The organism is Runella sp. R5_40 (assembly GCF_057652295.1).
On the sequence record NZ_JBYFCH010000018.1, the window covers coordinates 114653 to 129768 of the forward strand.

Sequence of the window (15116 nt, forward strand, 5' to 3'; positions counted from 1 at the left end):
GATTTTAATTTGATGAGTAGTTTTTATTTATATCTCAAAGCGCTTGCTGCTCTAGTTGTTTTTTACACTTTTCGGTCAAAAAATAGCCACCTGTTTGTGCTGCTTCTCCCCTAAACTCCACCAATCCAGCTTCTTTGAGCTGCTGAAGATAACGTTCCATCGTTCGTTCCGAAACAGGGAGAACATTAAGGTAATCGGGCGCTCTAAGGCCCTCTGCTTTTCTTATCATTTGGAGAAGTTTTACTAAATTTCCTTTGACCCTACTGGTAGTATTCGTCAAAAAAGCTTCTTCAACCATCTTTCCAAAATTAGCGTCAGTTGCTCCGTCAGTTGCTCCGTCAGTTGCTCCGTCAGCTTTACCTTCTTTTCGATGACTAGGCACATTCACTTCGTTAAAAAAAGTAAGTTTAACAGTATGTTCTCCTATTTCCCAAACAGGTGTCCTAATACCTGCTTGTTTACAAGCTTCGATAATTTTCAGGGTTCCTCTCCCTATTTTTTCGATATACCCTTTCATAAAAACAAGTTGGGCAATATCAGGGTTATAGGGCATTGATAAATGGTTTTTCTTCAATTCATTGGGCTTATACGGCGACTTTCCACTATTGGTTATTTCGAGCCTATCGGGATAAATAATGATTGACAGAGAACTCGAAGGTTTTCCGTAATCCCGATGTATTAAGGCATTTAATATTCCCTCTCGAAGTGCTGCCATAGGGTAAACTAACCATCACTTCTCATCCATTTCATTTCGTCAAACTTACGTACAAAGGCTAAATTATTTTCAAGAAACTTTTGTATCGCCTCTATATTTTGAAAAATATTACCCTCTAGCACTTTATCGTCAGCAAAAAAATCCTCTGTTTTTTCTCCTTTCAAGTAAGCTAATCGCACCCGTGCTTGAGGAATAAAGCGCGCAGGATTTTTCGCAAATAAAACAACCGCTGCATTCGTCATAACCATATCCTTTCAGCATTGTACATATTTGCAGCAAAACATCTCTGTTTTGATAGACCGAAGATGCCAGCATCAATTTAATTTTACGCTTTTTACCCATCACGTTTTTAATACCTTGTTTGAAAAGTAGTATGATATTTTTTATCCCGCAGATAAACGCAGATTAAAATTCAACGCGGATTGGCGCAGATAAGCTCATTAGCCGAATTAATCACCCAAAATCTGCGGTTTTAGAATCAGCGTAAATCTGCGGGTAAATTATAAACAAACTTAATAAACAACGTATTTAACCTTTCTTGGTACTCTTCCTTTTTTTTATTTCCCTAAAAAATAATCCCACGCCACTTTGGCGGCTTCTGCGATGGCTCGGTCGCACTCCGCTTCTGGGAGGGTGGTATTGTTTAGGAAAACTGCGATGGCAAACCGCTTACCGTTGGGCAACTGTACAATGCCGATGTCGTTGGTAGCTGTGATAACTCCTTGTTTGTTTACGCCCGAATAGCCCGTTTTGTGCGCTACGATTGTTCCTTGCGGCAATACTCCTTTCAGTTTACGCGGCCCCGTGGTAGTCCCAACGAGGGTATTCCACAAGAAATCCCAGCTGTTTTTGGAGAGGACCTTCTTTTGGTGAAACACCGCCAGCAACTTCGCGGCCGAACGCGGCGTGCTCCAGTTGTCAAATTGCACGCGGTCATCGGCGTGCATTTCTTCTTCGGTACCTACGATATTTACCTCATTGATACCAATGCTTTTGATGTATTTATCCACGACTTTGGTCCCACCCACCAAACGAAACAAAATATCACAGCCGTTATTATCGCTTTGCGCCACGGTGTATTCAAGGATTTCACGCAGCGGAAGTTCTACCTCACCGTTGGGGTATTTTTCCCGCAAAGGACTCCACGTATTAGGTAACAAGTCTTTTTTGGTCACTTTTATTTTTTGTTCCAACGCCCATTTTCCCTTATCGACTTCGCTCAATACCGCCAAGGCCAAGTGGAATTTATACACGCTCTGCATTGCAAAACGCCCCTGCCCATTGACACTCACTGTATCGCCGTTACTCAAGTCAACTATACCGACACCCAACATCCCTTGGGTAGTAGCAGCAACCCGTTGTAAACGCTGCCGAAGCTCGTTGGTTTGACTCCAAGCTGAGCCCCAGAAAAGAAAAAAAGCACCTACTAAATAGATGGGTAAAAATTTCAGGGCATTTGTCTTAGGATAATCCGTTGGCTTTGAATGGATAACAGTTAACAAATAACGATTAACTTGTGCTTTAGCACTTAAAATGGCTAATGTTGAGGGTTTCATTTTGTTTTTGATGAATATAAATTACTGTTTAATGATGCTAATGGCACACCCTCCGCCTTTGGCAAGTCGAATGCTCAGGGTGGTTTTGTTAGTAACGGTCATTTTTTCGATTTCATACGCCTCGGGATTTGTTTTCCAATCAGCCCCCTCCCCGTCGCGGTAAATGGTGGCTTGGTACGTGGCTCCTTCCTCCAAGAAATCAAAGTTTAACACCGAAGTCCGCGCGTTTTCGTCCGAAATAGCCCCCAAAAACCAGTTTGGTTTTCCTTTTGCTTTGCGGGCAATGGTAATAAAATCGCCTGGCTCAGCCGCCAATACCTTCGTATCGTCCCAGTCCACGGGAACGTCCTTGATAAACTGGAACGCATCCAAATGTTTGTTGAAGTTTTCGGGAAAATCGCCCGCCATTTGCAAAGGACTGTACATGGTCACGTACAACGCCAATTGTTTGGCCAAAGTCGTCCGAACACGCGTAGTGCGCGAAGCATCGTACTGGTTGAGTTGGAAATGGAAAAAGCCAGGCGTATAGTCCATTGGGCCGCCCATCAAGCGCGTAAACGGCAAGATGGTTTCGTGCTCGGGCACAAGTCCTAGTTTAGGGGCGTTGTTAAACTCATTTCCACGGGCGGCTTCGTTGGCCAGCCAGTTGGGATACGTCCGATGCAAGCCCGTAGGGTGCGCAGGCTCGTGGGCTTCCACCATGATTTTGTACTCAGCGGCTTTTTGGGCCACGCGCTCATAATGATTCACCATCCATTGCCCGTCGTGGTGTTCACCGCGCGGAATAATCCGCCCCACGTAGCCCGTTTTGACGGTATTCATCTGATTATCTTGCATGTAGCGAAAGGCTTTATCCATCCAACGCTCATAGTTGGTCACCGCCCCCGACGTTTCGTGGTGCATGATAATCCGAACGCCTTTTTGGTGAGCGTAGTCGGTCAATTCTTTGGTGTTGTAGTCAGGATAAGGGGTGATAAAATCGAACACATTTTCTTTCCAATTGCCAAACCAGTCTTCCCAACCCTCGTTCCAGCCCTCTACTAGCACCCCATCAAAGCCGTGTTGAGCAGCAAAGTCGATGTAGGTTTTTACGTTGGCCGTATTGGCTCCGTGCTTGCCCGAGGCTTTTTCCCAAGTCGCTTTCCCCACGTGCATTTCCCACCACATACCGATAAACTTTTGGGGCTTAATCCACGAAACATCCGTAATTTTTGAAGGTTCGTTGAGGTTCAATATCATTTTCGACGCCAAAATATCCGTCGCTTTATCACTTACGTTGATGGTGCGCCACGGGGTTGTAAACGGCGTTTGCAAATAGGCTTTGTTGCCCACCGCATCGGGCACAAGGTGAGAGGTCAGGGTAAACGTTTTTTTGTCCAAAGCCAAGTGCATCACGGGGTAATTGACCAACGCCGCCTCGTGGAGGTTGACGTACATTCCCGATGGGGTTTTTAGCATCAGCGGCACTTGAATCACGTTTGGCCCAATGACCGATTTGAGCGCGATGTCGGTTTCCTTAGCCGCCGCCGCCACTGCATCCACTTGGCTCAATGGGGTGGTGTTGTACAAATACTCGTTGGTATCATAATCGCCTGGAATCCAGAAGGCTTTGTAATCGCCCGCCAAGTTGATTTGCGTCAGTTCGTCGGCGACCACAAAGTGATTGAGGTGTTCTTGTTTTGGAAATTCGTACCGAAACCCTACTCCTTCATTGAACACCCGAAAGGCCACTTTCACTACAATCCCCGCTTTGTCTTTGAGCGTCAGCGTGAGGGCTTTGTAGTGGTTCCGAATTTGGTTTACCTCCCCCCAAACGGGTTTCCACGTTTCGTCCACGGTGGACGAGTCTATGCTCACCAGCGAAAATTGGGTCAACATCGTTTTGGGGCGACTCAGCGAAAACCCTAACGTGGATGGCTCCACAAACGTATTTTTTTTGTACGAAACGCTATACGACACCGTGCCGTTGGCGGCAAGTTGGGTCTTGAGCACAATGTTTTTGTCGGGCGACGCCACGGTCGTGGTTTGGGCATGAGCGCCCCCTAGCCCCGCCACCAGTAAGCCAAGTAAAAGTGTTTTTTTCATTTGTATCATCATAGGTTAAAAATTCATTTTGTGTCACCGAGGCTTCGCCAGCGTCGCCTTCATTCGATAGCGCAGCACTACTTTTTTCCCTGATACTTTTTCCAGTACAGGTTTCAAGATTTGATTGGCGTTTTGTTTGGTCTGCTCCAAAATCCCCATTTCTAAGGCCGCTTTTTGAATTTGCTGTTCGGCATGTTGATAAGCCGCTTGCACGAGTTTTGCCTCTTCCATGAAGGCGTATTCGGTGTTATAAACTTTCGATTTTGAATGGTCGATTTTGTAGCTGCAAAGCTCGGGTTCGGGCAAATGTACAATGACTGTATCCGACGCCTCCGTGACGTCAGAAGTGGTGATTTTGGTCAAATCAATGCAACCAATCGCTTCTCCCTGTACTATCAAAACCGCTTTGGCATTAGGAAGCCATTTCGTCACTTGTTCGTGCTCGACAATGTCCTTAAAATTGTACCGAACTAACTCTAATTTCCCCAGTGCTTGTACTTCTTCGAGCACCACGGCGTGGGTAGTTTGGGTCTCGTTTTCAGCCCCTAGCGAAAACCAATTCCCCGTTTTGAACGCTTCCCACAGCGCAATTACTCCGCTGATTAAGACCACTGCAAAAACAACCCGCAACAACAAACGAAAAATCGTGGACATAGCAAGAAATTACTTAATTTGAAAATGAGAAAATTTAAAAATAAAAACACTCGCTCTACAGGGAATAATCCTCCGAATCACTTCTCTGAGTAAATGTACAAAAGTTAGATTAATCTCTTGGTAAGCCAGCAACAGAGATAATTATCAACTTTTTTTAATACAATTTTCACTACTGTCTATCAACGACTTAGCCTTTTTATTAAAAACCAAGTTCAATTTAGATAGCGACACAGACGTAAAATTATGTACCTTTGTATCCCGTAACCAGTCCAAACAAACTCCAAAGTCATGGCTGCTCACGGGCAAAAAACCGCAAAATATATCTTCGTTACTGGCGGTGTAACATCTTCATTGGGAAAGGGGATCATTGCCTCTTCACTCGCAAAACTCCTCCAATCACGCGGATTGTCGGTCACGATTCAAAAATTTGACCCTTACATCAACGTTGACCCAGGAACACTCAACCCCTACGAACACGGTGAATGCTATGTAACAGACGACGGCGCCGAAACTGACCTCGATTTGGGGCACTACGAGCGCTTTTTGAATGAGCGTACCTCGCAAGCTAATAACGTCACAACGGGCCGTATTTATTACGATGTCATCATGCGCGAACGCCGTGGTGACTTCTTGGGAAAAACCGTACAGGTCGTTCCTCACATTACCGATGAAATCAAAAAACGAATGCTTCTTCTCGGCGAATCGGGCGAATATGACATCGTGATTACCGAAATCGGAGGCTGTGTGGGCGATATCGAGTCTCTCCCCTTCTTAGAGGCCGTTCGTCAGTTGAAATTTGAATTGGGCGAAAACGATGCGTTGGTCATTCACCTGACGCTGATTCCGTATTTGAGTTCGGCAGGTGAGTTGAAAACCAAACCTACCCAGCACTCAGTTCGTATGCTCCAAGAATCAGGGATTCAGCCCGATATTTTGGTATGCCGTACGGAACATCCGCTTCCGCACGAAATGCGCCGCAAAATCGCGTTGTTCTGTAACGTTCAACCTGCTTCGGTCATTGAGGCCATGGACGCATCGACGATTTATGACGTACCGCTTTTGATGAAAAAAGAACGCCTCGACCAACGCGTGTTGTATATGCTAGACATCTACGACGACAAAGACGTGGATTTGGATGCATGGCAAATTTTTGTGGACCGCCTCAAAAATCCAAAACACCACATTCGTATTGGTTTGGTGGGTAAATACGTCGAATTGCACGATGCCTATAAATCCATCACTGAGTCGTTTATTCATGCAGGTGCGGTCAATGAGTGCAAAGTCGAAATCGAATGGATTCACTCAGAGCACCTCACACCCGAAAATGCCGCCGAAAAAATGGCGTCGCTCGACGGTGTTTTGGTAGCTCCAGGTTTTGGCGAACGCGGTATCGAAGGTAAAATCGCCGCCGTACAGTACGTTCGCGAACACAACATTCCGTTTTTTGGGATTTGTTTGGGTATGCAAATGGCCGTCATTGAATACGCTCGCAACGTGTTGGGTTGGGCCGATGCGCACTCCACTGAGATGGACAGCGAGACCGACCACGCGGTGATTGGCATGATGGAAGACCAAAAAAACATCACCAACAAAGGCGGAACAATGCGTTTGGGGGCTTATGCTTGTAAGTTGCAGTCGGGTACGTTGGCACATAAGATTTATGGCAAAACCAAAATCAGCGAACGCCACCGCCACCGCTATGAATTTAACAACCTCTACCGTGCTGACTTCGAAAAAGCTGGCATGACCATGTCGGGTATCAACCCTGAAAACGACCTTGTAGAGGTTATCGAGCTTGCCAACCACCCGTATTTTATTGGGGTACAGTATCACCCTGAGCTCAAAAGTACGGTCATGGCGCCGCACCCGTTGTTTGTTCATTTTGTGAAAGCATCGTTGAACAATGCCAAACAAAAACGTTCGACCAAAAAGGTGGTAGTCGTAGAAATGCCTACCGAACCAGCGGCAGAAACGGTGTAATAATTGTTGATAAAACCATTTTTTATTGGTGCTGAGAGACGCGTCTTTCAGCACCTTTTTGTTAATTGACATGACAAACGCTCCGCTCATTGTCATTCTTGGCCCTACTGCCTGCGGCAAAACCCGCTTGGCTACACAGCTTGCGGCCCAAATCGAAGGAGAAATTATCAGCGCTGATTCGCGGCAGGTGTATCGCGGCATGAACATCGGTACAGGAAAAGATTTGGACGAATATGTGGTTGGCGGGAAAAGCATTCTTTATCACCTCATCGACATCTGCGACGCGGGCGAAGCGTATCACGTACATCGTTTCCAAGTCGATTTTCAGGCTGCTTTTAGCGATATTCAGAGCCGCCGCCACACGCCTATTTTATGCGGCGGGACGGGGCTGTACATCGAATCGGTCTTAAAGCAATACCAGTTTACGGGCATCCCCGTTGATGAAACACTACGACAGCAACTTGAAACGCTGTCCGATGAAGCCCTGTTAACGCGTTTTAATTCCACTTCCTCGGCTTATTCTTCACTGGCGGACACATCCACCCGAAAACGGCTCGTGCGTGCCATAGAGATTGCTACGTACCTACAAACGCATTCGTTTGAAACGGCACCAGCCCCCCCGCTTCATTACCAAATTTTCGGGCTTGATTTACCCGTCGAAGAACGACGAACGCGCATTACCCGCCGCTTGCATCAACGCCTTCAAAGCGGGATGATTGACGAAGTACAGGCCCTGCTCCACCAAGGACTTACTCCCGAGCAGCTCATTTATTACGGATTAGAGTACAAATTCATGACCGAATACCTCACTGGAGTGCTGACTTACGACACGATGGTCGAGCGGCTCAACGTTGCCATTCATCAGTTTGCCAAACGCCAAATGACCTTTTTCCGTAAAATGGAGCGCGACGGACTAACAATTCACTGGTTAGATGCCCTTGCCCCCATTGACCAATTGGTAGCGACAATAAAAACTAGCCTCTTCCCTAAACTGTCTTGAAGGTTTTTCCAGTGGCGCAGGTTTCCCCCTAGTGGTGAAGGTTTCTCAAAACCTTCACGGTATCCTCCCTGTGGTTCAGGTTTCTCAAAACCCGAACTTCGTACTTTCGGTTTCTCAAAACCGAAGCCCCTTTCCTCAAAAACACTGAATCAGAACACTGCGAAAGATTGCTGTGTTTACTTTGGAACTTTTACAAGGGGTCAAATGGTTTACTGATTAAATATTTAAACACATATTTATCGTACCGGCGACCCGGTCATTCTTACGAAAATGGGAAAGGCACTCGAAATCACGGATGCTAACTTTAGCGAAATAGTAGAAAATTCTGATAAGACCATTACATTGGTTGACTTTTGGGCAGAATGGTGTGGACCTTGCCGTTTGGTAGGCCCTGTGGTAGAAAAACTTGCAGGTGACTTCGACGGTAAAGCAACAGTTGGTAAGGTTGACGTTGACTCAAACCCTGAAACAGCTGTTAAATTTGGAATTCGTAGTATCCCTACGTTGTTGTTCTTCCAAGATGGCAAGATGGTTGACCGCGTAGTAGGTGCGGTTCCAGAAGCTGCGTTGAAAGCAAAATTAAACTCTTTCTTCCCTGAAAGCGAGCAGGTATAAGCATTTGCATACCAACAACATAAAACTAAGAAAGCCCCGCAAATGCGGGGCTTTCTTACGTAAGAAGATTACTTCAACGTACCGCGCAATGCACGTGGGATTTCCACACCTGCGATTGGCAACGAAGGGTTGTTCAAAATTTTGAACCCTTCTACTTTCAAATGACCTACTTTCACTGATTTACCCAAGTCAAGTTCAGCTACTGGTACATCCACGTAATCGGGGATGCTATCTGCCATACCTAGAACTTTGATTTTGTGGAGTTTTTGTACCAATTTACCCCCTTTACTCACACCTACTGCCGTGCCGATGAAACGAACAGGTACATCTACTTTGATTTCTTTTCCTTCTTGAATCAACAAGAAGTCAGCGTGAAGGATAATGTCACTTACTGGGTGATATTGTACATCCTGCAAAATCGCTTGGTATGTAGTTCCTTCGATGTTCAACGTTACGTTATACACATCTGGTGTAAAAAGTAAATCGCGGAACAAATACATTGGGGCTGAGAAGTGAACTTGCTCTGCACCTCCGTACAATACACATGGAACCATTGCTTCTAAACGCAACGTGCGAGCTTCTTGTTTGCCGAGATTCGCTCTTTTAAACCCTACAATCTCTGTACTTTTCATAATTAATTGGCCCCTAATCCCTAAGGGGAGTGTTTGAGTGAATCGTACCCTGGGATTAAAAAGGTACGTGTTAGATAGCGCAAACTTGTGCTTACGCTGGATTTATAAATAATGAGCTAATAGATTCGTGGTCACGGATGCGGCCGATGGCTTTGGCAAAAAGCTCTGACACCGACAATACCTTGATTTTTTCGTTTTCCTCGCGCAACGGAATGGTATCCGTAACGATAAGTTCTTCCAATACCGACGTACGAATACGTGTGTGCGCATCTCCTGACATCACAGGGTGAGTACAAATAGCCCGAACCGACTTAGCGCCTTTACTCATAACGAGTTCAGCGGCTTTGCACATGGTTCCGCCCGTATCAATTAAGTCGTCAATAAAGACAACGTTGGCGTCTTTGACGTCACCAATTACCTGCATCGACGCCACTTCATTGGCACGTTTACGGTACTTATCGCAAAGGATAATGTCGGCGTTAAAGAACTTCGCAAAATTACGTGCACGGGCCGCACCACCTACGTCGGGCGACGCGATAACGAGGTTTTCTAACTCTAGGCTCTTGATGTAAGGAACAAACACGCTGCTGCCTTCCAAATGCACCATTGGTATATCAAAAAAACCTTGAATTGCTCCTGCGTGAAGGTCGAGCGTCATGATTTGCTCTGCGCCAGCTGCGGTCAGAAGGTTAGCAACCAACTTTGCCGCAATGGGTACGCGAGGTTTGTCTTTGCGGTCTTGACGTGCATAACCAAAGTACGGAATCACGGCCGTTACTTCGTGAGCCGACGCACGCTTGGCGGCGTCAATCATCAACAACAACTCCAAGAAGTTATCTGCCGAGCCAAACATTGACTGAACCAAGTACACATCGCATCCGCGCAATGATTCTTCAAAACTTGGGGACAATTCGCCATCGCTAAAACGACGTAAATTGTAACCACCTAAGTCGCGCCCGTAGTGGCGAGCGATCTTTTCGGCTAGGTACGTTGATTGTAAGCCAGAAAATATTTTGATTGGATTGAAAGAGGCCATGCCCTGTAGAAAATTTCCGCAAAGGTAGGGAGATTTTTTTAGAAAAGCGAATAGTCCTTCCAAGTTTCACGCCGTAAAAAAGACTTGGAAGGTCTCAAAGCAGCCTGTGATAGACCTTCCAAGTTTCGACATCGCAGACAACAGACTTGGAAGGTCTTAAAAGCAACTCAAGATAGACCTTCCAAGTTTCGACATCGCAGACAACAGACTTGGAAGGTCTTAAAAGCAACTCGTGATAGACCTTCCAAGTCTCAACAAACTTGGAAGGTCTGACAACTATCTAGTCGGTTTCATACGAGCGAGCCTTGCTTTTACGGTCACGTTGGTTTTAGAACCTACCACAAACCACTTACGCCGCGCGGCAAATTGCGGAAAAATAATCATGTCGTACCCTGGGTTTTTGCGCATAAGGTCAAACATCGCCATTTGCTCCACTTATCTTCAGCAAAAACCTATTTATTTAAAATTTATAACCTAAATGGATGGTTGGAAAAATTGACCATGGTTTAGTGGTATAATTCCCCAAAGCAAAATTCACCTTATTCAAAGGAATATTGTAATCTATGCTTGCCCAAGGTGCAATAAAAATGTTGGAAAAAGAGGTATTTTTAAAGAAGAAAAACCGGTATCCCGTATGGACTCCTATGCTAAACGTTTCTTGATTTTGAACCAATTCGGAGGCCCTATGGGTAATTTTGTGCTTGGCATAACCCGCACCTACGCCAGCAAACCACGTTTCTTTTTGGTTAAGTAGGTAATTGATTTTTCCACCTACCCCTCGGCTGTATGTCAAAAATCCTTTGTTTCCGCTGTAAGCTTCGGGTTGATTAGCTCCAAATATTCCCAAATCGTAGCGAAAACGTTTTTTTACATAAATAACGTGAAACGAATAGCCATTTAGAGCAAAGGCAATCGGGTCAGTTTCTAATTCAATACGACTAGTGGATACAGTATCTTGTATCGCGTTTTTTTGAGCAAATGAGTTTTGTATGAGCAATAAAAGCCCAGCAAGAAAAAATGACTTTTTCATGAGATAAGAAGTAAAAAAATAAAAATGAGAAAGTTAACTAGACTTAGAACAGAGCCTACGTCCCTTGTTCAGCCCGACTTTTTAGCGCCTGATTCATTTTGACAAAGTTGTTTCGGGTGTCGTTTCCAATTTGTTTTAAAATCAGCGAACTAAGAATGCCCGCGAAATTTTCTCCGTGAATAAGGTTGACTTGGTTTTCAGAAATTTCTTCAATTTCAAAGTAATGATGGCCATCAAAAAGCCCTTTTACCCAAAGCGAACCTAGCCAACCAAAGCTTCGATTAGGCTCTACCTGTATTACTTCTGGCTTAAATACAATGGTTTTATCTCCATTTTGAAGCGTATTTTTGAGTTTTGTACCCACTCGTAAAACGCCCTCACTTTTTACAATAAATGGATTCCAAAGGGCATAAGCATTGAGGTCGGCGAGGATGCTCCAAACCTTTTCTTTGGAAGCATTGATGATGATTTCGGTTCTAATTTTGTGTTTCATGACTGCAACATTTAATGATGTTGCAAAAGTAGCTTGCCAACCCCTTCCCCTCCATTAACAATTGTAAAGAAATGCGTTCAGCTAGCGTTTTTGTTGAGCAAGTCGGTTTCGGATGCGGCTCATCGACACGGGAGTCATGCCCAAGTACGAAGCAATAAGGTGATGAGGTACTCGGAGTAATAAATCGCCATTTTGTTCTACGAACTTCGCATAACGCTCCTCTGGGCTATCAAGCAAAAAAGAAGACAAAATTTGTTGCGAATTGATAAAACGTTGCTCGGCAATCTTGCGGGTAAGCACGTTGAATTTGGGCAACTCTTCATAGAGTTCGTTCATTTTGGGCTGGGTAATAACCAGCAAATCAGCCTCTTCAAGCGCTTCTAACGACTGAATACTGGGCGTTTGTCGCAAAAAACTATCGTAACTACTGGCGAAGAGATTTTCTCGAAAAATAAAGGCCGTAATTTCATCGCCTTCGTTTTCGTAAAAAAGGCGTAGCATCCCTTTATTGATAAAGTACAGTTCGTTGGCCACTTGTCCTTGCCGCACGAGGGAGAATTTTCGAGGCACTTGTTTGAATACAAACGCATTCTCTAAAATTGCCTTTTCACGGTCGGTGAAGGTGACAAATTGAGCAATCAATTGATGCAGCGCGTCAAACATAAAAAAGCAAGATTAGCCTAAAAGTAGTTATTTTTTGGCAAAACGAGCTAAAAGAAAGCTTACAATTTTAACCGCCGCAAAGGCAGCGCCTACCCCAATAATCGCCCCTGCAATGATGTCTAATGGATAATGGACTCCTACGTAAACGCGGCTGTAAGACACTAGCGCCGCCCACGGAAAAAACCAAAAGAGATACTTATTGGGTCGTTTGACGGTCGGGACAACCGTACCGCAGAGCAGCCATAAAGCCGTAGCCAATCCAAAACTGTTGGCCGCGTGCGACGATGCAAATCCGTAGGTTCCTCCGCAACCTTCAACCACCAGGTGAATTTTGTCCTGCAAATACGCGACGTGGCAAGGCCGCAAACGCTCCACCCACGGTTTCAGCAAGCTAGAAGCGGTCTGATCGGCAATGATAATCGTTAAAATCAAGGCACCAATCATTCCCGCCGCTTGCTGCTTGTACTGCCACACCAACCAAATAATCAGCAAGGCATACATCGGAATCCACGTATTTCGCTCCGTTACCCAATACATCAGCGTGTCAGCCCAAGGTGCGTGTGCACCGTTGAGTGACAAAAAAATCTGCGTATCAAGCTGTTGAATCTCGTGGAGCATTTTTTAGTTTACTGTTTGGGGATTGTGTAGAGGGGTACTCATACCCCGACCTTTTCTGTTTCGGATTTTCAGTTTAAGGTTTCGAGTTTACCGTTTGGGATTGTGTGGAGGGGTACTCATACCCCCACCTTTTCTGTTTCGGGTTTTCAGTTTAGGGTTTCGAGTTTACCGTTTGGGATTGTGTGGAGGGGTACTCATACCCCCACCTTTTTTTCATAAGACAAAACCTTAAACTGAAAAACCCCAAACAGGAAACAGCAAACCGTAAAAAGTTAAGAAAGCCCAATCTTTTCCCGCACTTCGGCTAGTTTTTTGGAAGCGATTGCGCGGGCTTTTTCTTCGCCTTCTTGGAGTTTTTGTTCGAGTGCAGCGGGGTTTTCTTCGTAATAATACGTAAACATCTCGCGCTCTTTGGCAAAACGTGTTTTTAGAGCTTCAAAAAATGCTTGCTTGGCATGACCATAGCCATACCCGCCTTTGAGGTAGTTTTCGCGCATAGTTGCAATATCGCTGTCACTAGCTATGAGCGAATACAGCTTAAACGTAAGATCCGTTTCTGGGTTTTTCGGTTCTTCAAGCGGGGTCGAATCCGACAGGATTTTCTTGGTTACTTTCTGCAACTCTTTTTCTGGTTGAAAAAGGTCAATATAGTTTCCGTACGACTTGCTCATTTTTTGTCCGTCGATGCCTGGGATGGTCATCAAACGCTCGTCGATTTTCCCCTCAGGAATCACAAAAGTATCGCCATAGGTACGGTTAAACGCCTCCGCCATGTCGCGCGTCATTTCGAGGTGCTGCTTTTGGTCTTTACCTACGGGAACATAATTAGCATCATAAAGCAAAATATCCGAGGCCATTAATACAGGATACACAAACAAGCCCGCGTTGACATCGGCCAAGCGGTCAGCTTTGTCCTTGAACGAATGGGCATTGGCCAACATCGGATAAGGCGTCAAGCAAGACAAATACCACGTTAGCTCGGTATGATAGGCCGATACCCGCGACTGACGATAAAACACCACTTTATCGGTATCAAGACCACACGCAAGCCACGCCGCCGCTACGGCACGGGTGTTGTCTTGAAGCACTTTCGCATCTTTGATGGTTGTAAGCGAGTGCAAATCTGCAATAAACAAAAACGACTCATTATCAGATTTTTCCGACAACTGAATCGCGGGCAAGATGGCGCCCAAAATGTTACCTAAGTGTGGTTTACCGCTACTCTGGATACCTGTTAATATTCGAGCCATTGTGTATTGTTTGTACTAGTGACGTTTTCCCTTTTCCGCTGCCTTTTAGACAGACCTACGTTTGGGCGCAACAAAATTGCTATTTTTAGGCCAAAATACGAAATCTGATGTTGACACTATCTACCCTTGAGTTTCTTCAAGAACTAGCCGAAAACAATAACCGTGACTGGTTTACTGAGCACCGCAAGCGCTACGATGCCGCCAAAAAAGAGATGGAAGCACTGCTGAAAGACCTTATCAAAGGCGTAGGAGAATTTGAAACCCTCCCCAACACCGAACCCAAAGATTGCTTGTTTCGTATCAACCGCGACATTCGTTTTTCCAAAGACAAAGCTCCCTATAAACAATGGCTTTCGGCGGCAGTTGGCCCAGGAGGTCGGCACTCGGGGCGGATTGATTTTTACCTACACATCCAGCCTGGAGAATCGTTTTTGGGCGCTGGAATGTGGAACCCTACGCCAAAACAACTGGCGAAGTTTCGACAAGAAATTGATTTTAATCCAGAAGCTTTAAAAAATATCATTGAAGCCCCTGAGTTTAGAGCGTACTTCCCCGAAGCGTGGGGCGAAAGCCTACAGCGGATGCCCAAAGGTTACCCTGAAAATCATCCTGACATTGCACTATTGAAGCGCAAACAGCTTTTTTTCATGCACAAATACACCGATGCCGAAGTAACTTCGCCGCACTTTGCGCAGGAAATCGTCAACGGCTGCCGCCTTATCAAGCCCTATTGTGATTTCTTAAATTACTTGTTTTTTGAGGAAGAAGAAGAAAGCTTTGAGTTGTAAG

The 15116-nt window shown here is 45.3% G+C and carries 16 protein-coding genes; 4 read left to right on the plus strand and 12 right to left on the minus strand.

Annotated elements, in window-relative coordinates:
- Nucleotides 1-34 precede the first annotated feature (34 nt).
- From AC23N5_RS23670 to AC23N5_RS23690, 5 genes are all read right to left on the minus strand, one after another.
- The gene (locus AC23N5_RS23670) at nucleotides 35-715 is read right to left on the minus strand and encodes an ATP-binding protein (RefSeq protein WP_487757516.1); all 681 of its coding nucleotides are present in this window, start codon (nucleotides 713-715) and stop codon (nucleotides 35-37) included.
- Between the two features lie 8 nt (nucleotides 716-723).
- Nucleotides 724-957 carry a hypothetical protein gene (locus tag AC23N5_RS23675; protein WP_487757517.1) on the minus strand — a complete coding sequence of 78 codons (234 nt, stop codon included), beginning with the start codon at nucleotides 955-957 and terminating at the stop codon, nucleotides 724-726.
- A gap of 315 nt (nucleotides 958-1272) precedes the next feature.
- Nucleotides 1273-2271 carry a class A beta-lactamase, subclass A2 gene (bla, locus tag AC23N5_RS23680; protein WP_487757518.1) on the minus strand — a complete coding sequence of 333 codons (999 nt, stop codon included), beginning with the start codon at nucleotides 2269-2271 and terminating at the stop codon, nucleotides 1273-1275.
- A 21-nt stretch (nucleotides 2272-2292) separates the two neighbouring features.
- Complete coding sequence (locus AC23N5_RS23685) at nucleotides 2293-4356, minus strand: glycoside hydrolase family 97 protein (RefSeq protein WP_487757519.1); 2064 nt, start codon at nucleotides 4354-4356, stop codon at nucleotides 2293-2295.
- Nucleotides 4357-4389: 33 nt separating this feature from the next.
- Complete coding sequence (locus AC23N5_RS23690) at nucleotides 4390-5010, minus strand: DUF4230 domain-containing protein (protein ID WP_183971122.1); 621 nt, start codon at nucleotides 5008-5010, stop codon at nucleotides 4390-4392.
- A 288-nt stretch (nucleotides 5011-5298) separates the two neighbouring features.
- On the opposite strand from AC23N5_RS23690, the gene pyrG reads away from it, so the two are divergent.
- The 3 genes from pyrG to trxA all read left to right on the plus strand — a co-directional run bounded on the left by pyrG (nucleotide 5299) and on the right by trxA (nucleotide 8605).
- On the plus strand, nucleotides 5299-6990 hold the full coding sequence (gene pyrG, locus AC23N5_RS23695; protein ID WP_487757520.1) for a CTP synthase: 1692 nt from the start codon (nucleotides 5299-5301) through the stop codon (nucleotides 6988-6990).
- A gap of 70 nt (nucleotides 6991-7060) precedes the next feature.
- On the plus strand, nucleotides 7061-7990 hold the full coding sequence (gene miaA / locus AC23N5_RS23700; RefSeq protein ID WP_487757521.1) for a tRNA (adenosine(37)-N6)-dimethylallyltransferase MiaA: 930 nt from the start codon (nucleotides 7061-7063) through the stop codon (nucleotides 7988-7990).
- Between the two features lie 270 nt (nucleotides 7991-8260).
- Complete coding sequence (gene trxA, locus AC23N5_RS23705; protein WP_183971119.1) at nucleotides 8261-8605, plus strand: thioredoxin; 345 nt, start codon at nucleotides 8261-8263, stop codon at nucleotides 8603-8605.
- Nucleotides 8606-8673: 68 nt separating this feature from the next.
- Here trxA and AC23N5_RS23710 read toward each other — a convergent pair whose 3' ends face one another.
- From AC23N5_RS23710 to trpS, 7 genes are all read right to left on the minus strand, one after another.
- The gene (locus AC23N5_RS23710) at nucleotides 8674-9237 is read right to left on the minus strand and encodes a 50S ribosomal protein L25/general stress protein Ctc (RefSeq protein ID WP_183971118.1); all 564 of its coding nucleotides are present in this window, start codon (nucleotides 9235-9237) and stop codon (nucleotides 8674-8676) included.
- A gap of 91 nt (nucleotides 9238-9328) precedes the next feature.
- Nucleotides 9329-10273 (minus strand): ribose-phosphate pyrophosphokinase, encoded by a 945-nt coding sequence (locus tag AC23N5_RS23715; protein ID WP_028521923.1) that lies wholly within the window; start codon nucleotides 10271-10273, stop codon nucleotides 9329-9331.
- Nucleotides 10274-10733: 460 nt separating this feature from the next.
- A complete protein-coding gene (locus AC23N5_RS23720) occupies nucleotides 10734-11303 on the minus strand; it encodes a hypothetical protein (protein ID WP_183971117.1) in 570 nt (189 codons plus the stop codon).
- A 55-nt stretch (nucleotides 11304-11358) separates the two neighbouring features.
- Nucleotides 11359-11796: an SRPBCC family protein gene (locus tag AC23N5_RS23725; RefSeq protein ID WP_487757522.1), complete on the minus strand. Its 438-nt coding sequence runs from the start codon at nucleotides 11794-11796 to the stop codon at nucleotides 11359-11361.
- An 81-nt stretch (nucleotides 11797-11877) separates the two neighbouring features.
- On the minus strand, nucleotides 11878-12459 hold the full coding sequence (locus AC23N5_RS23730; protein WP_487757523.1) for a Crp/Fnr family transcriptional regulator: 582 nt from the start codon (nucleotides 12457-12459) through the stop codon (nucleotides 11878-11880).
- Between the two features lie 27 nt (nucleotides 12460-12486).
- Nucleotides 12487-13077: a phosphatase PAP2 family protein gene (locus AC23N5_RS23735; RefSeq protein ID WP_487757524.1), complete on the minus strand. Its 591-nt coding sequence runs from the start codon at nucleotides 13075-13077 to the stop codon at nucleotides 12487-12489.
- A gap of 272 nt (nucleotides 13078-13349) precedes the next feature.
- Entirely contained in the window at nucleotides 13350-14327 is a 978-nt protein-coding gene (gene trpS, locus AC23N5_RS23740; protein ID WP_183971113.1) for a tryptophan--tRNA ligase, read from the minus strand.
- 107 nt (nucleotides 14328-14434) lie between these two features.
- On the opposite strand from trpS, the gene AC23N5_RS23745 reads away from it, so the two are divergent.
- Nucleotides 14435-15115 (plus strand): DUF2461 domain-containing protein, encoded by a 681-nt coding sequence (locus AC23N5_RS23745; protein WP_487757525.1) that lies wholly within the window; start codon nucleotides 14435-14437, stop codon nucleotides 15113-15115.
- Nucleotide 15116: the final 1 nt, after the last annotated feature.